This is a genomic window from Pseudomonas sp. 05N36 (assembly GCF_056397385.1).
The window spans coordinates 44942-63386 of sequence record NZ_JBFTNH010000020.1 but is presented as its reverse complement, the minus strand read 5'-3'; the positions used below and the strand labels follow the sequence as shown (position 1 = coordinate 63386).

17 protein-coding genes, 4 tRNA genes and 1 pseudogene are annotated in these 18445 nt (G+C 59.9%); 14 read left to right on the top strand and 8 right to left on the bottom strand.

Annotation, left to right across the window (positions count from 1 at the left end):
- Nucleotides 1-105: 105 nt before the first annotated feature.
- The gene (locus AC1DIH_RS22370; RefSeq protein ID WP_054595529.1) at nucleotides 106-1122 is read right to left on the bottom strand and encodes an outer membrane protein assembly factor BamD; all 1017 of its coding nucleotides are present in this window, start codon (nucleotides 1120-1122) and stop codon (nucleotides 106-108) included.
- Between the two features lie 152 nt (nucleotides 1123-1274).
- Here AC1DIH_RS22370 and rluD point away from each other — a divergent pair, with 152 nt between their 5' ends.
- The 8 genes from rluD to AC1DIH_RS22330 all read left to right on the top strand — a co-directional run bounded on the left by rluD (nucleotide 1275) and on the right by AC1DIH_RS22330 (nucleotide 8154).
- On the top strand, nucleotides 1275-2237 hold the full coding sequence (gene rluD, locus AC1DIH_RS22365; RefSeq protein ID WP_054595530.1) for a 23S rRNA pseudouridine(1911/1915/1917) synthase RluD: 963 nt from the start codon (nucleotides 1275-1277) through the stop codon (nucleotides 2235-2237).
- Nucleotides 2234-2959, top strand: coding sequence for a peptidoglycan editing factor PgeF (gene pgeF, locus AC1DIH_RS22360; RefSeq protein WP_477773328.1), 726 nt, complete (start codon nucleotides 2234-2236; stop codon nucleotides 2957-2959). The genes rluD and pgeF overlap by 4 nt, the downstream gene beginning before the upstream one ends.
- Nucleotides 2960-3088: 129 nt before the next feature.
- Nucleotides 3089-5653 carry an ATP-dependent chaperone ClpB gene (gene clpB / locus AC1DIH_RS22355; protein ID WP_477773327.1) on the top strand — a complete coding sequence of 855 codons (2565 nt, stop codon included), beginning with the start codon at nucleotides 3089-3091 and terminating at the stop codon, nucleotides 5651-5653.
- Between the two features lie 296 nt (nucleotides 5654-5949).
- Nucleotides 5950-6025, top strand: a tRNA-Asn gene (locus AC1DIH_RS22350).
- A 9-nt stretch (nucleotides 6026-6034) separates the two neighbouring features.
- A tRNA-Pro gene (locus tag AC1DIH_RS22345) sits at nucleotides 6035-6111 on the top strand.
- A 5-nt stretch (nucleotides 6112-6116) separates the two neighbouring features.
- Nucleotides 6117-6192: transfer RNA gene (locus tag AC1DIH_RS22340), tRNA-Lys, on the top strand.
- A 96-nt stretch (nucleotides 6193-6288) separates the two neighbouring features.
- Nucleotides 6289-6365 (top strand) — tRNA-Pro (locus tag AC1DIH_RS22335).
- A 163-nt stretch (nucleotides 6366-6528) separates the two neighbouring features.
- Complete coding sequence (locus AC1DIH_RS22330; RefSeq protein WP_477773326.1) at nucleotides 6529-8154, top strand: methyl-accepting chemotaxis protein; 1626 nt, start codon at nucleotides 6529-6531, stop codon at nucleotides 8152-8154.
- A gap of 118 nt (nucleotides 8155-8272) precedes the next feature.
- Here AC1DIH_RS22330 and AC1DIH_RS22325 read toward each other — a convergent pair whose 3' ends face one another.
- From AC1DIH_RS22325 to AC1DIH_RS22315, 3 genes are all read right to left on the bottom strand, one after another.
- The gene (locus AC1DIH_RS22325; protein WP_477773325.1) at nucleotides 8273-9571 is read right to left on the bottom strand and encodes an NAD(P)/FAD-dependent oxidoreductase; all 1299 of its coding nucleotides are present in this window, start codon (nucleotides 9569-9571) and stop codon (nucleotides 8273-8275) included.
- Between the two features lie 60 nt (nucleotides 9572-9631).
- Complete coding sequence (locus tag AC1DIH_RS22320; protein ID WP_054595534.1) at nucleotides 9632-9805, bottom strand: DUF3094 family protein; 174 nt, start codon at nucleotides 9803-9805, stop codon at nucleotides 9632-9634.
- 76 nt (nucleotides 9806-9881) lie between these two features.
- Nucleotides 9882-10508 (bottom strand): DUF1780 domain-containing protein, encoded by a 627-nt coding sequence (locus AC1DIH_RS22315; protein WP_019691642.1) that lies wholly within the window; start codon nucleotides 10506-10508, stop codon nucleotides 9882-9884.
- Between the two features lie 252 nt (nucleotides 10509-10760).
- Here AC1DIH_RS22315 and AC1DIH_RS22310 point away from each other — a divergent pair, with 252 nt between their 5' ends.
- The 3 genes and pseudogenes from AC1DIH_RS22310 to AC1DIH_RS22300 all read left to right on the top strand — a co-directional run.
- Complete coding sequence (locus AC1DIH_RS22310) at nucleotides 10761-12104, top strand: aromatic acid/H+ symport family MFS transporter (protein ID WP_477773324.1); 1344 nt, start codon at nucleotides 10761-10763, stop codon at nucleotides 12102-12104.
- A gap of 74 nt (nucleotides 12105-12178) precedes the next feature.
- Nucleotides 12179-13447 (top strand): OprD family porin, encoded by a 1269-nt coding sequence (locus tag AC1DIH_RS22305; RefSeq protein ID WP_477773323.1) that lies wholly within the window; start codon nucleotides 12179-12181, stop codon nucleotides 13445-13447.
- Nucleotides 13448-13941: 494 nt separating this feature from the next.
- Nucleotides 13942-14334: pseudogene (locus AC1DIH_RS22300) on the top strand (methyl-accepting chemotaxis protein); the annotation flags it as partial.
- A 20-nt stretch (nucleotides 14335-14354) separates the two neighbouring features.
- On the opposite strand, the gene AC1DIH_RS22295 reads toward AC1DIH_RS22300, so the two are convergent.
- Nucleotides 14355-14594 (bottom strand): DUF2790 domain-containing protein, encoded by a 240-nt coding sequence (locus AC1DIH_RS22295; protein ID WP_477773322.1) that lies wholly within the window; start codon nucleotides 14592-14594, stop codon nucleotides 14355-14357.
- Nucleotides 14595-14715: 121 nt separating this feature from the next.
- Between AC1DIH_RS22295 and AC1DIH_RS22290 the strand changes: the two genes are divergently transcribed.
- From AC1DIH_RS22290 to AC1DIH_RS22280, 3 genes are all read left to right on the top strand, one after another.
- Complete coding sequence (locus tag AC1DIH_RS22290) at nucleotides 14716-15648, top strand: LysR family transcriptional regulator (RefSeq protein WP_477773321.1); 933 nt, start codon at nucleotides 14716-14718, stop codon at nucleotides 15646-15648.
- Between the two features lie 130 nt (nucleotides 15649-15778).
- A complete protein-coding gene (locus AC1DIH_RS22285) occupies nucleotides 15779-16465 on the top strand; it encodes an energy-coupling factor ABC transporter permease (RefSeq protein ID WP_477773320.1) in 687 nt (228 codons plus the stop codon).
- Between the two features lie 63 nt (nucleotides 16466-16528).
- Complete coding sequence (locus tag AC1DIH_RS22280; protein ID WP_477773319.1) at nucleotides 16529-16744, top strand: hypothetical protein; 216 nt, start codon at nucleotides 16529-16531, stop codon at nucleotides 16742-16744.
- 9 nt (nucleotides 16745-16753) lie between these two features.
- On the opposite strand, the gene yacG is transcribed toward AC1DIH_RS22280, so the two are convergent.
- The 3 genes from yacG to AC1DIH_RS22265 are packed head-to-tail and all read right to left on the bottom strand — an operon-like array spanning nucleotide 16754 to nucleotide 18443.
- Nucleotides 16754-16954, bottom strand: a complete 201-nt coding sequence (gene yacG, locus AC1DIH_RS22275; RefSeq protein ID WP_427532279.1) for a DNA gyrase inhibitor YacG — start codon at nucleotides 16952-16954, stop codon at nucleotides 16754-16756.
- Nucleotides 16951-17574, bottom strand: a complete 624-nt coding sequence (gene coaE, locus AC1DIH_RS22270; RefSeq protein WP_427532277.1) for a dephospho-CoA kinase — start codon at nucleotides 17572-17574, stop codon at nucleotides 16951-16953. The genes yacG and coaE overlap by 4 nt, the downstream gene beginning before the upstream one ends.
- Nucleotides 17571-18443 (bottom strand): prepilin peptidase, encoded by an 873-nt coding sequence (locus AC1DIH_RS22265; protein ID WP_477773318.1) that lies wholly within the window; start codon nucleotides 18441-18443, stop codon nucleotides 17571-17573. The genes coaE and AC1DIH_RS22265 overlap by 4 nt, the downstream gene beginning before the upstream one ends.
- Nucleotides 18444-18445: the final 2 nt, after the last annotated feature.

The following is an 18445-nucleotide window of genomic DNA, read 5'->3' as shown; positions in this document are numbered from 1 at the left end:
AATAATCCGGCAGTTTAGCCAAGGACTGGAGAAGCGCACAGCGCAATAAAACGCGGCCATAAAAAAGGGAGACTCGAAAGTCTCCCTTTTTGGTGCCCCAAGGTGTCAGTCGAACACACCGAAGGTCAGGCGGCTGAACCACGAGCGGTCGCTGCTTTTGCCTTCGGCCTCGTGCGGCTGTTCTTCAACCGCATCGCCTTCTTTAGGCTTGAGTTCGGCAGGGATCGCGTCCTTGGCGTCCTGGAACTGCTTCATCACGTCCTGGTTGGCGCGGGTTTCGCCCGGCGGCAGCGGTGGACGGGATTCGATCAGGCCCAGAGTAGCCTTGCTCAGCCACGAACGGTTGTCGGCTTCGGCTACCCGTGGCACGAACTGGCCGTCGACCAGGGTTGGGTGGTTCGGGTAGTTGAGCTTCAGCGTTTCGAGGCTGGTATTGGCCAGTTCGTCCAGGTGCAGGCGCTGGTAGGACTCGACCATCACCGCCAGGCCGTCACCGACCGAAGGGGTTTCCTGGAAGTTTTCCACGACATAACGACCACGGTTGGCTGCTGCAACGTACGCCTGACGGGTCAGGTAGTAGTCGGCTACGTGAATTTCGTAGGACGCCAGCAGGTTGCGCAGATAAATCATGCGTTGCTTGGCGTCTGGCGCGTAGCGGCTGTTCGGGTAACGGCTGGTGAGCTGGGCGAACTCGTTGTAGGAGTCACGTGCGGCGCCCGGGTCACGCTTGGTCATGTCCAGCGGCAGGAAGCGCGCCAGCAGGCCGACGTCCTGGTCAAAGGAGGTCAGGCCCTTGAGGTAGTACGCGTAGTCTACGTTCGGGTGCTGCGGGTGCAGGCGGATAAAACGCTCGGCGGCGGACTTGGCAGCCTCCGGCTCGGCGTTCTTGTAGTTCGCATAAATCAGTTCGAGTTGAGCCTGATCAGCATAGCGGCCGAACGGATAACGCGATTCCAGAGCCTTCAGCTTGGCGGTAGCGCTGGTATAGCTATTGTTATCCAGATCGTGCTGGGCCTGCTGGTACAGCTCGACCTCGCTCAGGTTTTCGTCGACGACTTCCTTCGATGAGCAAGCAGCGGTCAATGCGAGGATGGCGATCAGCAGCAGGTGTTTCACTTGCATGGCGGCTTGCGTCCCTATGACGGCCGCTGTCTTGGGCGGGGCCGTCCTGTTATGATGAGTGCCCCGTTGAAAAGCCTCGGGGCAAAAGACGCCGTATTTAACCACAAGCGCGCAGCCGAAACCAAAGGCTGTAGCCGACGCCTAGTCTGAGCATGTCCGATAAAATTGAACTTCGCGCAGAGGTGCCGTCCGAACTGGGCGGCCAACGCCTCGATCAAGTCGCCGCACAATTATTCGCTGAGCACTCGCGCTCGCGCCTTTCCGCCTGGATCAAAGACGGCCGCCTGACTGTGGATGGAGCGGTTATCCGCCCGCGAGACATCGTCCACGGCGGCGCCATCCTTGAACTCACTGCCGAGCAGGAAGCTCAGGGCGAATGGATCGCTCAAGACATCGAGCTGGACATCGTCTATGAAGATGACGACATCCTGGTGATCAACAAGCCTGCGGGCCTGGTGGTGCATCCTGCCGCCGGTCACGCCGACGGCACCTTGCTCAACGCCTTGCTGCACCACGTGCCGGACATCATCAATGTGCCGCGCGCCGGTATCGTGCACCGTCTGGACAAGGACACCACCGGTCTGATGGTGGTGGCCAAGACCATTCAGGCGCAGACGCAGCTGGTCACTCAGTTGCAGAGCCGCAGCGTCAGCCGGATCTACGAATGCATCGTGATCGGCGTGGTCACTGCCGGCGGCAAGATCAACGCGCCGATCGGTCGTCACGGCCAGCAACGCCAGCGCATGGCGGTGATGGAAGGTGGCAAGCAGGCGGTCAGTCATTACCGCGTGCTCGAGCGTTTCCGCTCCCACACTCACGTGCGGGTCAAGCTGGAAACCGGTCGTACGCACCAGATTCGCGTGCACATGGCCCACATCAACTTCCCGTTGGTCGGAGATCCCGCCTACGGCGGTCGCTTCCGTATTCCGCCGGCAGCCAGTGTGACCATGGTTGAATCGCTGAAACATTTCCCGCGTCAGGCGCTGCATGCGCGTTTCCTGGAACTGGATCATCCGACCACCGGTAAACGCATGAGCTGGGAGTCGCCACTGCCGGACGATTTCGTCTGGTTGCTGTCGCTGCTCAAGCAAGACCGTGAGGCGTTCATCGGATGATTGACTGGCTGATTCCTGACTGGCCCGCGCCGGCCCGGGTAAAAGCCTGCGTCTCCACCCGGGCGGGCGGCGTCAGTCTGGCGCCGTTCGACAGCCTCAATCTGGGCGATCACGTCGACGACAACCCTGAAGCGGTTGCCGAGAACCGCCGTCGCCTCACCGATCATTTCTCTATTCAACCGGCCTGGTTGCAACAGATTCACGGGGTTACCGTGGCCTATGCCGACCCGACTGCAGTGGCGACAGCTGATGCCAGCTGGACGGCCACGCCGGGCATCGCCTGTACGGCAATGACGGCGGACTGCCTGCCAGCGTTGTTCTGTGACCGTGCCGGCACCCGTGTCGCTGCCGCTCACGCCGGTTGGCGCGGTCTGGCGGCGGGTGTGCTGGAGGCCACCGTCGAAAGCCTGGCCGTAGACCCTGCCGAGGTGCTGGTCTGGCTCGGCCCGGCCATTGGTCCAAAAGCCTTTGAAGTTGGCCCGGAAGTTCGCGAAACCTTTGTCCGGCAACTCGCGGAAACCGATCAGGCCTTCGTCCCGAGCCAAAACGCCGGCAAGTTCATGGCCGACATCTATACGCTGGCGCGCCTGCGCCTGGCAGCCTGCGGTGTTACTGCTGTTTACGGTGGCGGCTTCTGCACCGTGACCGATCCACGCTTCTTCTCTTACCGCCGCAGTCCGCGCACCGGTCGGTTTGCTTCCCTGGTCTGGCTCGAACGCTAGACTTATCTGATCTGCGTCAATCAAACGCTGCTTGAATCTTCCAGAATTGACCGCATCTAGTGGGGTATCTGGCAGGTTTCTCTATTTAGGTGTGTCCATCGCTCCGGCCTGCTCAAAGGAAGGTGACCAATGCGTATAGACCGTTTAACCAGTAAATTGCAGTTAGCCTTGTCCGATGCCCAATCCCTGGCTGTCGGCCTCGATCATCCGGGTATTGAACCTGCGCACCTGATGCAAGCGCTGCTGGAGCAGCAGGGCGGCTCGATCAAGCCGTTGCTGATGCAAGTCGGTTTTGACATCAACAGCCTGCGCAAAGAGTTGAGCAAAGAGCTCGACCGTCTGCCGAAAATCCAGAATCCCACCGGCGACGTGAACATGTCGCAGGACTTGGCGCGTCTGCTCAACCAGGCCGATCGCCTGGCCCAGCAGAAGGGTGACCAGTTCATCTCCAGCGAGCTGGTACTGCTCGCCGCCATGGACGAGAACAGCAAGCTCGGCAAGTTGCTGCTCGGTCAGGGCGTGAGCAAGAAAGCCCTGGAAAACGCGATCAACAACCTGCGTGGCGGCGAAGCAGTGAATGACGCCAATGTCGAGGAATCGCGTCAGGCGCTGGACAAATACACCATTGACCTGACCAAGCGCGCCGAAGAAGGCAAGCTCGACCCGGTGATCGGCCGTGACGACGAGATTCGCCGGACCATCCAGGTCCTGCAACGCCGCACCAAGAACAACCCGGTGCTGATCGGTGAGCCTGGCGTGGGTAAAACCGCCATCGCCGAAGGCCTGGCCCAGCGCATCATCAACGGCGAAGTGCCGGATGGCCTGAAAGGCAAACGCCTGCTGTCGCTGGACATGGGCGCGCTGATTGCCGGTGCCAAGTACCGCGGCGAGTTCGAAGAACGCCTGAAATCCCTGCTCAACGAACTGTCGAAGCAGGAAGGCCAGATCATCCTGTTCATCGACGAACTGCACACTATGGTCGGCGCCGGTAAGGCCGAAGGCTCGATGGACGCCGGTAACATGCTCAAACCGGCCCTGGCCCGTGGCGAGCTGCATTGCGTCGGTGCGACCACGCTCAACGAGTATCGCCAATATATCGAGAAGGACGCGGCCCTTGAGCGGCGCTTCCAGAAGGTCCTGGTGGACGAGCCGAGCGAAGAAGACACCATCGCGATCCTGCGTGGCCTGAAAGAGCGCTACGAGGTTCACCACAAGGTGGCGATCACCGATGGCGCGATCATTGCGGCGGCCAAGTTGAGCCATCGCTACATTACCGACCGTCAGTTGCCGGACAAGGCCATCGACCTGATCGACGAAGCGGCCAGCCGCATTCGCATGGAGATCGACTCCAAGCCGGAAGTGCTGGATCGTCTGGAGCGGCGCTTGATTCAACTGAAGGTTGAATCCCAGGCGCTGAAGAAAGAAAGCGACGAAGCGGCGAAGAAGCGCCTTGAAAAGCTTCAGGAAGAAATCGTCCGTCACGAGCGCGAGTACTCGGACCTCGAAGAAATCTGGAATTCGGAAAAAGCCGAAGTGCAGGGTTCTGCGCAGATCCAGCAGAAAATCGAACAGTCCCGCCAGGAACTGGAAGCTGCCCGCCGCAAAGGTGACCTCAACCGCATGGCCGAATTGCAGTACGGGGTGATCCCGGACCTGGAACGCAGCCTGCAAATGGTCGACCAGCACGGCAAGAGTGAAAACCAGTTGCTGCGCAGCAAGGTGACTGAAGAAGAGATCGCCGAAGTCGTGTCGAAATGGACCGGTATTCCCGTGTCGAAAATGCTCGAAGGCGAGCGCGACAAACTGCTGAAGATGGAAAGCCTGTTGCACCAACGCGTGATCGGCCAGAACGAAGCCGTGGTGGCGGTGGCCAACGCCGTGCGCCGTTCGCGTGCCGGGTTGTCCGACCCGAATCGCCCAAGCGGTTCGTTCATGTTCCTCGGCCCGACCGGTGTCGGTAAAACCGAGTTGTGCAAAGCCTTGGCCGAATTCCTCTTTGATACCGAAGAGGCGATGGTGCGGATCGATATGTCCGAGTTCATGGAGAAACATTCCGTGGCGCGGCTGATCGGCGCACCACCGGGCTACGTGGGCTACGAGGAGGGCGGTTACCTGACCGAGGCGGTGCGTCGCAAGCCGTATTCGGTGATCCTCCTGGACGAGGTCGAGAAGGCCCACCCGGACGTGTTCAACGTGCTGCTGCAAGTGTTGGAAGATGGCCGTCTGACCGACAGCCACGGGCGTACCGTGGATTTCCGTAATACGGTGATCGTCATGACCTCCAACCTGGGTTCGGTGCAGATCCAGGAACTGGTCGGTGATCGTGAGGCGCAGCGTGCTGCGGTGATGGATGCGGTGTCGACGCACTTCCGTCCGGAGTTCATCAACCGGATCGACGAAGTGGTGATCTTCGAGCCATTGGCACGGGATCAGATTGCCGGCATTACCGAGATCCAGTTGGGTCGCCTGCGCGGCCGTCTGGCTGAGCGCGAGCTGAAACTGACGCTGAGCAGCGAGGCGCTGGATAAGTTGATTGCAGTGGGTTACGACCCGGTCTATGGCGCACGGCCGCTCAAACGAGCGATCCAGCGCTGGATCGAGAACCCGTTGGCACAGCTGATTCTGGCCGGCACTTTCCTGCCAGGCACCACCGTGACGGCCACTGTGGCGAACGACGAAATCGTTTTCAACTGACCGTTCGCAGCGCGGTAATGAAGGAGGCCCCGCATCGCGGGGCCTTTTTTTTCTTAGGGTGTTGAACTGTAAGGAAAAGGCTTGTAAAGTGCGCCCCGCAGTAAGTCGCCCCAGCGGTTTCTTCTCCCCAAGGAGAAATCTGAAATAAGTTGCAAATCATTGTCTTGAAAGCAATTTAGGGGGTTGACAGAGGTGCTTAAGATTGTAGAATAGCGCGCCTCAGACACACGAACGCAGCGATGCGAACGGGTCGAAGAGGTGAAGCAAGCTTCACAGTTGTAATTGAAATATGTAGTTCCGTGATAGCTCAGTCGGTAGAGCAAATGACTGTTAATCATTGGGTCCCAGGTTCGAGTCCTGGTCACGGAGCCAATTTCAAACCGGGGTATAGCGCAGTCCGGTAGCGCGCCTGCTTTGGGAGCAGGATGTCAGGAGTTCGAATCCCCTTACCCCGACCATTTTTGGGTCGTTAGCTCAGTTGGTAGAGCAGTTGGCTTTTAACCAATTGGTCGTAGGTTCGAATCCCACACGACCCACCATTTTTGAAACCAGTTAGCGCTGGAATCGAATCTTAAGATCAGAGGCCAAAAGCGCTGATCGAAGAAGGCGCCTTGTAAAGGGTGCCTTTTTTTTACCGGGGTATAGCGCAGTCCGGTAGCGCGCCTGCTTTGGGAGCAGGATGTCAGGAGTTCGAATCCCCTTACCCCGACCATATTAAAAATCCTCGTATCGAAAGATACGGGGATTTTTTTTTGCCTGTTGAAAAAGCCCCATTGCCTTCAAGTCATCGTACAACCTGCCGATAACGAGCTGACGGGGGACTGCGGCAGTCACGCCCCTTTACTCAAGCCACAACAAGAAAAAGGGCGCTCGTTATGTTACTTCGTCAGTTGAATATCGCTCCTCGCGCAGCATTGGGATTTGCCCTTATTGCAGTGCTGGTCGCCTTGCTTGGCGTGTTCGCGCTGGGACAGATGTCGAGCATTCGCGACAGCGAAGTCGCGGTCGAGAACCAATGGTTGCCGAGCATTCGTGGTGGTGACGAGATCCGCGAGATCATGTTGCGCATCCGTACCATTTCCTTGCGCATGGCCCTGGACCCGGATCTGAAGAACATTGCGCAGTACCGCAGCCAGATGGACACCCGCGACAAGGAACTGAGCGACAAGATTGCCGCCTACGACAAGCTGGTCACCACTGCCGAAGGCAAAGGGTTGTATGACCAGTTCAAAAAAACCTTCGCGGCCTATCGTTCTGGCATCGCCCAGTCTTTCGTCCTGGCCGAACAGGGTCGGCGTGACGAATTGACCAAGCTGCTGCTGGTCGACATGAAAACCGTAGTCGACGGATCCGGCAAACAGCTCAATGACCTGGCAGAACTGTTCGCCAAACAGGTGGCCACTGAAAGCCAGAACTCGGCAGCGCATTACCAATCCTCGCGCCTGATTGTCAGCCTGTTCATCGGTCTGGCCGCTCTGGCGACCGTCGGACTCGCCATGTTGCTGACCCGCAGCATTGTGCGCCCTCTGAGCGAAGCCCTGAATGCAGCCGAAAACGTGGCGCGGGGCGACCTGACCCAACCCATCGAAACCCATGGCAACGACGAAGTCAGTCGTTTGCTCAAGGCGCTGGCGACCATGCAGCGCAACCTTCGGGAAACCCTGCAAGGCATAAGCGGTTCGGCCACGCAATTGGCCACAGCCGCGGATGAGTTGAACGCGGTGACCTTCGACAGCACTCAGGGCCTGCAACAGCAGAACAACGAGATCGAACAGGCGGCGACTGCGGTCAACGAAATGACCACCGCCGTGGAGGAAGTCGCGCGCAATGCGGTGTCGACTTCCGATGCGACCCGCCAGTCCAGTGAGTCGGCGCAACTGGGGCAGGAGCGGGTCAGCGAAACCGCCAGTGCCATCAGCGCCCTGGCCAACGATGTGCAGCACACCGGTGAACTCGTGCAGTCACTGGCCAACCAATCCCAGGACATCGGCAAAGTGCTGGATGTGATTCGCGCCATTGCCGAGCAAACCAATTTATTGGCCCTCAATGCGGCGATTGAAGCTGCCCGGGCGGGGGAAAGCGGTCGGGGTTTTGCGGTGGTGGCCGATGAAGTGCGCGCGCTGGCGCATCGCACGCAGCAGTCGACCCAGGAAATCGAGCAGATGGTGCAGGGCATGCGCAACGGCTCGAGCCTGGCACTCGAGTCCATGCAGGCCAGCGCCTCCCGTGCCGCCAGTACGCGGCTACTGGCCGAGCGGGCGGGCGAAGCCCTGCAAACCATCACCGCGTCGGTGCATGAAATTCACGAGCGCAATCTGGTAATCGCCAGTGCTGCCGAAGAGCAGGCGCAAGTGGCGCGGGAAGTGGATCGCAATCTAGTGAACATCCGTGATTTGTCGGTGCGTTCTGCGGCAGGTGCGGATCAGACCAGCGCTTCCAGCCATGAACTGTCGCAACTGGCCAGCGCGTTGCAAGGCATGGTGCGGCGCTTTCAGGTGTAAATTTGAGCGATAAAAAATGTGGGAGCGAGCCTGCTCGCGATGGCGATAGGTCAGTCAACATTGAGTTAACTGGCAGTCCGCTATCGCGAGCAGGCTCGCTCCCACATCACTGGTTTTGTTAGTGCAGCTTCAGACGCGGTTCAGTGCCGCGACCAATCCTGCTGCCGAGCATCAGCATCGCCGTGCGGAACGGGCCGTACAGCGCGACCTGGTGCATGCGGTACAGCGACACGTAAAACATCCGTGCCAGCCAGCCTTCGAGCATTACGCTGCCGGTCAGGTTGCCCATCAAGTTACCCACAGCCGAAAAACGCGATAGCGAGATCAGGGAGCCGTAATCGGTGTACTTGTACGTCGGCAACGGCTTGCCTTCTATGCGCAGTTTCAACGATTTGGCCAGCAGCGAGGCTTGTTGGTGTGCGGCTTGCGCACGTGGCGGTACGTTGCGATCGGTGCCCGGTTGCGGGCAGGCCGCGCAGTCACCAAAGGCGAAAATGTTTTCGTCGCGGGTGGTTTGCAGGGTCGGCAGCACTTGCAGCTGGTTGATCCGGTTGGTTTCCAGGCCATCGATGTCCTTGAGGAAACCCGGCGCACGGATTCCGGCTGCCCAGACTTTCAGGCTGGCCTTGATCTCCTGGCCGCTGGCCGTGATCAGCGCATCGGCAGTCACTTCACTGACCGCTGCGTTGGTCAGCACCTTGACCCCGAGCTTCTCCAGGGTTTTATGCACAGGGCCGCCGATCCGCTCCGGCAGGGCAGGTAGCACCCGTGGGCCGGCTTCGATCAGGGTGATGTGCATGTTTTCCGGCAGAATCCGGTCCAGGCCGTACGCCGCCAGTTCGTGGGCCGCGTTGTGCAGTTCCGCCGCCAGTTCGACGCCGGTGGCACCCGCGCCGACGATGGCCACGCTGATCTGTTGCACCGCATCGGATTGCCCGGCGTGGGCGCGCAGGTAGTGGTTGAGCAATTGCTGGTGGAAGCGCTCGGCCTGTTTACGGGTGTCGAGGAACAGGCAGTGTTGCGCCGCGCCCTGGGTGCCGAAATCGTTGGTGGTGCTGCCGACCGAAATCACCAGCGAGTCGTAAGCCACTTCGCGTGCCGGCACCAGTTCCCGGCCATTTTCATCGTAGGTAGCCGCCAGCTGGATTTTTTTCTGTGCGCGATCGAGCCCGCTCATGCGCCCCAGCTGGAACTCGAAGTGGTTCCATTTTGCCTGGGCGACATAGTTGAGTTCGTCTTCGGAAGAGTTCAAGGAACCGGCCGCCACTTCATGCAACAGCGGTTTCCAGATGTGCGTCAGGTTCGCGTCGACCAGCATCACACTGGCGGTGCCACGCTTGCCCAGAGTCTTACCCAGACGGGTAGCCAACTCCAGACCGCCGGCGCCGCCGCCAACGATGACAATACGATGAGTCATGGGGATATCTCGCAAGGCTAAAGGAAATCGGTGCAATTACCCGAGCGAGCGCCACGCTGCTCATAGCGTCAGGTAACTGATAAGTCGGCTCACAAGGCCCAGGCCAATGGTCACTGCCAATACCACCACGAGGAGCATCCACGGCCGGAAAGGCCGGCGCTCGACTCGGTTCTGGGACAGTTGCAGATACTCTTCGACATGCTGCTGGTCGTCGGGTTTCAGGCGGCTGGTCATGATAAGCCCTCGTCAGGTAGACGTTGCTAAATGTATAGAAGCTACAGCAGGGGCGCCAACAATTGCTGTCGTGGGTTCACAGGCTGATCCCGACGTCGAAGAGGATGCTGCGCCCCAGATTGCTGCGTAAAAAGTCCGGTGCATCGGGATGGGCAAACAGCACTCGGGCGAAGGTCGGGCCGACCAGTGACAGCGAGCGCCACCCCTGGCGCAGGTATTCGGTCGGCGGCGGGAAATGGCTGTTGAGGTCAAGCACTTCGCGCTTGAGGCTGGCGAAGGCGATGATGTCCAGTTCCCCCAGGTCCATCCCCCGCTCTTTGTAGTTGTGCGCTTTTTTGCGCAAGGTCGGTGCCAGCCTCAGCAAGAACTCGTTGGCTGGAATACGCCTCGGCTTGGCTTCGCGGCGCACCAGTTGGCTCAGGGAGAACGCACTGCGCCGGCGTTGCAGTTCGTCGCGCCACTCGTCATTGAGTCGTCGACCTTCGTCGAGCACGAAGAACACCTCGAAATTCGCCTCGCGAAACAGTACGTCCGGCGGTTCACCGGCGGGGGTGAATTCGTCGACGCGGTAGGGAATGTTCAAGCCTTGCAGCAGGCGTTGGCAAACCCAACGCTCACGCTCCCATTTGCGGGCATTGGAAAGGAACGCGTTGGCTTGCTCGGCCGCGATGGTCAGCAGGCGCAAATAATCTGAGTCATCCATAGGCCAAGCTTAGCGTTCAAATGCGATCGCAAAGAAGACAGTTTGTCGGAGAGGAAAAACTTTCCCGAGTCTTCATCGTTGCAAGCATCCAGCGATCTTCCTCCAAAGCCCGGTCCAGGGCACTGCACAAAACGGATAGCGATCTGCACAAAGCGGATATTGCCGCGCGCCAAGCGTCCCTACCCTTGGCTGTACGGACGTTTACCGCGTTACCGAAGCTCTTAAAAAAACAACAACAAGAGAAAAGATGCCATGCGCACGATCGACGTACATGAGGTTATCGACAACGCACGCTTCAACCGTTTTCACTGGAGGGTGCTGTGCTGGTGTGCCCTGATCATCATCTTCGATGGTTACGATCTGGTGATCTACGGCGTGGTGCTGCCGATGCTGATGAGGGACTGGGGGCTGAGTCCTCTGCAGGCAGGTGCATTAGGCAGTTATGCACTGTTCGGCATGATGTTCGGGGCACTGTTTTTCGGCCCGCTGTCGGACAGGATCGGCCGCAAAAAAGCCATCACCCTGTGCGTGATGCTCTTCAGCGGTTTTACCGTACTCAATGGTTTTGCCGGCAACCCCACTGAATTTGGCATTTGCCGGTTCATCGCCGGGCTGGGGATTGGCGGGGTGATGCCCAACGTGGTGGCGCTGATGAACGAGTACGCGCCGAAAAGAATCCGCAGCACCCTGGTAGCGATCATGTTCAGCGGCTACTCGGTGGGCGGCATGCTCTCGGCCGGGCTCGGTATCGTGCTGATCCCGAGCTTCGGCTGGCAGTCGGTGTTTTATGTGGCGATTGTGCCGTTGCTGCTGTTGCCGCTGATCATGTACTTCTTGCCCGAGTCGGTAGGTTTCATGCTGCGTCAGGGCCGCAATGAACAGGCGCGCAAGGTTCTCCAACGGGTTGACCCGGCTTATGTTGCGCAAGCCACCGATCAACTGCACATGACCGAAGTAAAAGGCCGCGGCACCCCGGTTTTACAGCTGTTTCGTGAAGGCCGGGCGATGCGCACGCTGATGCTGTGGCTGGCGTTTTTCTGCTGCCTGTTGATGGTGTATGCCTTGAGCTCCTGGCTGCCGAAACTGATGGCCAACGCCGGTTATAGCCTGGGTTCGAGTCTGTCATTCCTGCTGGTACTGAACTTCGGTGCCATCTTCGGCGCGGTCGGCGGCGGCGTGTTGGGTGACAAACTCAACTTGCCGAGGGTCTTGGCGGCGTTCTTCGCCATCGCCGCCGTATCGATCACCTTGCTCGGCTTCAACAGCCCGATGCCGGTGCTCTATCTGCTGATCGCCATTGCCGGCGCCACCACGATCGGCTCGCAGATCCTGTTGTACGCCTGCGCCGCACAGTTTTACTCCATGGCCATTCGTTCCACCGGTTTGGGCTGGGCCTCGGGTATCGGTCGCAACGGGGCCATTGTCGGCCCGCTGCTGGGCGGTGCGTTACTGGGGATCAGTCTGCCGCTGCAACTGAACTTCATGGCGTTCGCCTTGCCAGGGGCGGTCGCCGCCATCGCCATGACCGTGTTCGCCATCAGCAGCCAACGCAGCAGCAAAGACGTCGCCTCGAGACTGGTGCCGTCCAGCGTCTGACTCCCACCACCCGCATCGCAACGCTGCGGGTGGCGTTCGCCAACCTGTCGATCAATAACAATAAGAGAAAAGCGATGAAACAGATTCTCCCCACGTTTGGTTCAGTGGCGTCCCTGGCGGTCGCCTCGGGTTTCTCCAGTGGCTTGATGGCCGCCGAGGGCGGCTTTATCGAAGACACCAGCGCCACCTTGCAGGCGCGCAATTACTACTTCAGCCGCGACTTCTCCGACATTGTCGGGGCCAACAAACAGTCGAAGGCCGAGGAGTGGGCCCAAGGCTTCATCCTTAACGTCAAATCCGGTTACACCCAGGGCACCATCGGTGTCGGCGTGGATGTCATCGGCTTGCTCGGCCTCAAGCTCGACAGCAGTCCGGACCGGGTCAATACCGGGTTGTTGCCGGTACAGAGCGATGGGCGCGCGGCGGATGATTACAGTCGTCTGGCCGGCGCATTGAAGCTGCGTTACTCACGTACCGAATTGAAGGTCGGTGAATTGCAACCCAACCTGCCGGTGCTGGCCTTCAGCGATATTCGCTTGCTGCCGCCGAGCTACCAAGGGGCGAGCATCAGCTCCAACGAGATCAACGGCCTGACCTTGCAGGCAGGGCATTTGAGTTCGACCAGCCTGCGCAACGAGTCCGGCGAGCAAAAGATGCAGGCGATGCTCGGCCATGTGCCGCAGCGCCAGGCCAGCAGTGACGGCTTCAACTTTGCGGGCGCCGATTACGCCTTCAATGACAAACGCACCTCGGTCAGCGCCTGGTACGGGCAACTGGAAGATATCTACAACCAGCGCTTCCTCGGCCTCAAGCACAGTGAACCGTTGGGCGACTGGACCCTGGGCGCCAACCTGGGCTACTACGACTCCCGTGAGGACGGTAAAAAGTTGCTGGGCAGCATCGACAACCGGGCGTTCTTCTCCTTGCTCTCGGCCAAGCATGGCGGCCATACGTTCTATGTCGGTTATCAGGGGATGTATGGCGACAGCGCCTTCCCACGGGTCTTCGCCAACATCTCGCCGCTGGGTAACGAGGTGCCGACCTACGAGTTCGCCTACACCGACGAACGCTCCTGGCAGGCGCGCTATGACTACGACTTCGCCGCCCTCGGGGTGCCGGGGCTGACCAGCACTGTGCGTTACATCACCGGCAACAACGTCGACACCGGCAAGGGTTTCGAAGGCAAGGACCRCGAACGCGATCTCGATCTCGGTTATGTGCTGCAGAGCGGCACCCTCAAAGGTCTCGGGATACGCGTGCGCAACGCCGTGGCGCGTTCCAACTACCGCAGTGATATCGACGAAAACCGCTTGATCCTCAGTTACACCTGGACGCTGCTATGACCGGCGCGCAAGAGCGCGGGCCGCGCAAGATCGGTGCGGGTTTGTTGTTGATGAGTGCTGGCGTGGGCGCTGTGATGTTGGCCTGGGGCGATAATGAGCGGCTGCTGCTGGCTGGCGGGATCAACCTCGCATTGCTGTTCGCTGCGGCGCTGTATCGTCGACAGCCACCGGTGACAGTGACGCCGCTGCTTGAGTCTGAAACTCCCGTGCCGAGCGTGGAGCTGATTGAGCCCCCGACCCCGGCAGTGCAACCCGAGCGCGAATGGCCCGGTGCGATTGTGCACCTCACGCTGGAGCAATTGACCGAGTCGGTGCTGCAAACCGAGGAAGACATGCGTTTTGCCAATCAACTGGCGCGCACGGCCGGCGAGCGGGTGAAGGCGAGTGCGCTGAGCATGCAGTCTTCGGCCAGTGTGCTGGGGGACCTGAACCTCTACATGCAGCGTCTCGATCAAGTATTCGATGAACTCGGCGCTCAGTCGATGCGCATCGGTGCGATTGTCGGCAGCATTCAGGATATTTCCCGACAGACCAATCTGCTGGCGTTGAACGCAGCCATCGAGGCGGCACGGGCAGGCAGCCATGGCCGAGGCTTTGCAGTGGTGGCGGACGAAGTGCGCAATCTGTCACGTCAGGCGGCGGATTCCAGTGCGCAGATCAGGCAGATCGCGACGGGTCTGGAACAGTCAGCCGAGCATGCGCGTCAAGGTATCGAGCAGTTGGCCGGCTCAACGCGTCTGGGGCTGGAAAAGGCCGAAGTGGCGCTGCACTCGATGGACGAACTGCAAAGTGGTGCGCTGGCCCGGGTCGAAGTGGTCGAGCGCATCATGGCGCGCTTGGCCGGGCTGCATGATCTGGCGTTGCAGGCGAAACGGATGGTCGTTTGAGTCGTGCCGCGAGCCAGGGATCACAGATCGCTCGTGCAGCTGCCCATGACCTGGTAAGTCACGCGATGGGTCTGGCCTTGATGATCGATGTAGACCATGGTCGCCGGCACGACGTCGCAGGCGGTGGCGGTGTTTGTCACCGATACCACCTTGGCGATGTCCAGCGGTTGTGACGGGTTGTACGGGGTGGCGGGTTCGTTGCCGGCGGCCATGGCTGAGGTGGCGGCAACGGTCAGAAACAGGCTGATCAAGGTTTTCATTGTTGTGTGCTCCGTGTGGGGTCCGATGATTGAAGTCTATGCCTTGCCCGCTACCGATAAAGGGGCAAACGCCTGATGCAGCCTTACGTGTAACGCAACAGTCAGTGCCTGAGGAGGGCCTATGGATCTGCTCAATAACTTGCGGGTGTTTGTCCGCGTGGTGGACAGCGGCAGCTTTACCGCCGCCGCCGACGCACTTGAACTCTCGACCGCGCAAGTGTCCCGGTTGGTCGCGGATCTGGAGCAGCATGTGCAAGCGCGCCTGCTGCAACGCACCACCCGGCGCTTGAGCCTGACCGAGGCTGGCGAGCGCTTTTTGCTGCGCAGTCGGCAAATACTCGAAGAGATGGAGGAGGCTACGGCCGAAGCGCGCGGGGCTCATCTCAAGCCCAGCGGACGGTTGCGGGTTCACAGCATGCATGGCCTGGGTGTGCTGATCACGCCGCTGATCGCTCGATACTCCGAACGCTATCCTGATGTGGTGTTCGAGCTGACCTTGTCGCAACGCAATCCGGATCCGCTGGAAGGAGGCCATGACGTGGTGATTTCGATTGCCCATGAGCTGGCCGACTCACAGTTTGTCGCCCAGGTCGTCGGGCAGATTTACAGCGTGCCCTGCGCCTCCCCCGACTACCTGCAACGCCAGGGGGTGCCAGACAAGCCGCTGGCCTTGAACGATCATCGCTGCCTGCGCATGCTCGATCCGTTGTACAGCGATCAATGGGTGTTCCATGACGAGGAGGGTGAGCACCGCGTCAGCCCGGCGAAGACGTTTCAGTGCAATGTTGCCGAGTCGATGGTCAAGGCTTCCGAGGCGGGGATGGGGGTCAGTCTGTTGCCGTTTTATACCGCGACACGGCCGTTGAGCGACGGCACGTTGCTGCGGCTGCTGCCGAGCTATCGTCCGCGTGAGCGCAATGTCTACGCGTTGTACCCGTCGCGGCGCTTTCTCGATGCAAAGGTCCGAACCTGGGTGGATTTTCTCAAGGCGGAGTTACCGCGCCTGTTCGCCGAGCATGAGGCAGTGATGAGCGATCCACGCCACTGGGCCTGAGATCGGAGGGCGCGTGCAGGGCGGTGTAGACTCAAGGCTTGTTTCGGTTCAGGAAGGAGTCTGGAGTGAAGGTCTGCTCAGTAGGGTTACCGGGTTTTGTGCCGTTGTGGGCGTGGGAGTGCCTGCCGCGATGATCGGTGCCGCATTGCTCTCGCCCGAAACCCTCACGGTCGGCTGGCTGATCTACGTGCCGGTGCTGATCTGGGCCGTTGTGCGAGCACCGTGGGTCGAGTTGTTCACCGACAGTCGGCGTCAGCATTTGCTGTTCGGTACGGTGTTCGCGTTGTTCGTCCTCTGGCTGGTGCGCCGGGACTTCGACACCGGCGTGTCTTATCACATCATCGGCATGACGGCGGTGACGTTATTGCTGGACTGGCCGCTGGCGATTGTCGGCGGGCTGGTGGCGCAGGTGGGACTGGTGCTGCTCGGGCGTCAGGACCTGGCCGCGATGGGGGTCAATGGCGCATTGTTGATTCTGTTGCCGGTGCTGATCACCGAATGCTGCGCGATCCTGGTGGAGCGGGCGCAACCGCGTAATCCCTTTGTGTATATCTTTTGCTCGGGCTTTTTGGCCGCCGGGCTTTCGGCGTTGCTCTGCCTGCTGGCTGGGCTGGGGCTATTGTGGTTCGACGAGCGTTTTGCGATGCCGGAATGGCTGGAGGATTTTGTCGGTTACCTGTGGCTGATCATTTTCCCCGAGGCGTTTATCAACGGCATGGTGATCAGTTCGCTGGTGGTGTTCTGTCCGGAGTGGCTGGAGACCTTCAACCGCACGCGTTATTTGTCGGCGCCGTGGAAGGACGACGACAAGCCTTGATCCATATCAAATGCTCGAATCGGCTGCGATTCCATGCTCTGGAAAATCCTCAGGAGCAGTGGCATGAGCGTTTACGAATGGGCAAGACAGGAATTGCGCAACAGTCTGGAGTCGGCGCATGAAGCAGGGTTTGAACCAGGGTTGAGCCTGCGCGCCTTGCTCAGTGCGGTGGTGCAGCAGAGCAAGGGCGTACGCAGTGTCGAGGACTTGGCCGATGAGTTGCAGTTTCTGGCAGAGAATCTCGACGAAAGCCAGGACTACGGGTTCATGCGGCCCTGAGGGGCGGGATCAGTGGCGCGGGTCGAAATCTTCCGAGAACAACTCGTCTTCAGAGTCGGGGCTGACCGGGATCTTGTGTTCTTCCGAAGCCCAGGCGCCCAGATCGATCAGTTTGCAGCGGTCCGAGCAAAACGGCCGGAATTTGCTCTCAGGGGTCCATTCAACAGGGGCGCCGCAAGTCGGGCATTCGACGGTTGGGGTTTGGCTCATGACTGGCCTCCACGCAAAGTAAGGTAAAAGTGATGCAGGCGTTCGACCTCGCTGTGCAGCCAGGCGAGGTCGCGGTCGTTGACCACCACATCGTCGGCATGGCTGAGGCGGTCCTGACGGCTGGACTGGGCCTTGAGGATCGCCTGGACCTGCTGTTCGCTGGTCTGGTCGCGCTGCAGGGTTCGTTCGATCTGTAAGTGTTCCGGTGCGTCGATCACCAGCACTCGCTGGGTCATTTTGTACTGCCCGGACTCGATCAACAGCGGCGACACCAGAATCGCATAAGGTGATTGTGCGCGTGCCAGGTGAGCAGCGATCTCCTGAGCGATCAGCGGATGCAGCAACGCTTCGAGCCAGCGGCGTTCTTCGGGAACTTCAAAGATCAGCTTGCGCAGCGCTGCGCGATTCAGTTGGCCATCGGCTTGCAACACACCGGCACCGAAGTGCTCGGCAATCTGCGCCAGCGCCGGGCGACCGGGTTCGACCACCCAGCGTGCGGCATGATCGGCATCCACCGCATGCACACCCAGATCGATGAAGTGCTGGGCTGCTGCGCTTTTGCCGCTGCCGATGCCACCGGTCAGGCCGAGAATCCAGGGTTTTTCCACAGGGGTATTCATTTGAAACCGACAAACTGCCAATAGAAGCCGGCTATTTGACCACCCCAGAGCAAGGCAATCCAGCCGGCAATTGCCAGATAGGGGCCAAAGGGGATCGGTGTCGAGGTGTTGGCGTCTTTCAGGCGCAGCAAAATCACTCCTCCCACCGCGCCCACCAGCGATGAAAGCAGGACCGTCAGCGGCAGAATCTGCCAGCCGCCCCAGGCACCAAGCAGCGCCAGGAGCTTGAAGTCGCCGTGGCCGATACCTTCCTTGCCGGTTATCAGCTTGAACAGCCAATACACCGACCACAGCAGCAGGTAGCCGGCTACTGCCCCCCATATTGCCGCCTGCAAAGGCACGAAAAGCTCGAAGCTGTTGACGATCAAACCCAGCCACAACAACGGCAATACCAGCACATCCGGCAGCAATTGGTGGTCGGCGTCGATCAGACACATCGCCAGCAACCCCCAACTCAAGACCAGCACCCAAGCCGCCTGCCAGCCGAAGCCGAAGTGCCAGGCGACAAACGCCGAGAGCACGCCGCAGGCCAGTTCGGTCAAGGGGTAGCGGGCGCTGATCGGCGCTTTGCAATTCGAGCAGCGGCCGCGCAGTGCCAGGTAACTGAGCAGCGGAATGTTTTCCCAGGCGCGGATTCGATGGTCGCACTGCGGGCAGTGTGAATGCGGCAGTATCAGGTTGTAGGTCGGGCCCGGTGCTTCGGGCGGTAAACCCAGTACGTCCAGGGCTTGTTGCCGCCAGTCGCCCTCAAGCATTTTCGGCAGGCGCCAGACCACCACATTGAGAAAGCTGCCGATCACCAGCCCGAGCACGAGTGCGGTGACAACGAACGCCAGTGGGTAACCGGTCATGTATTCACTCAAGGGCATGT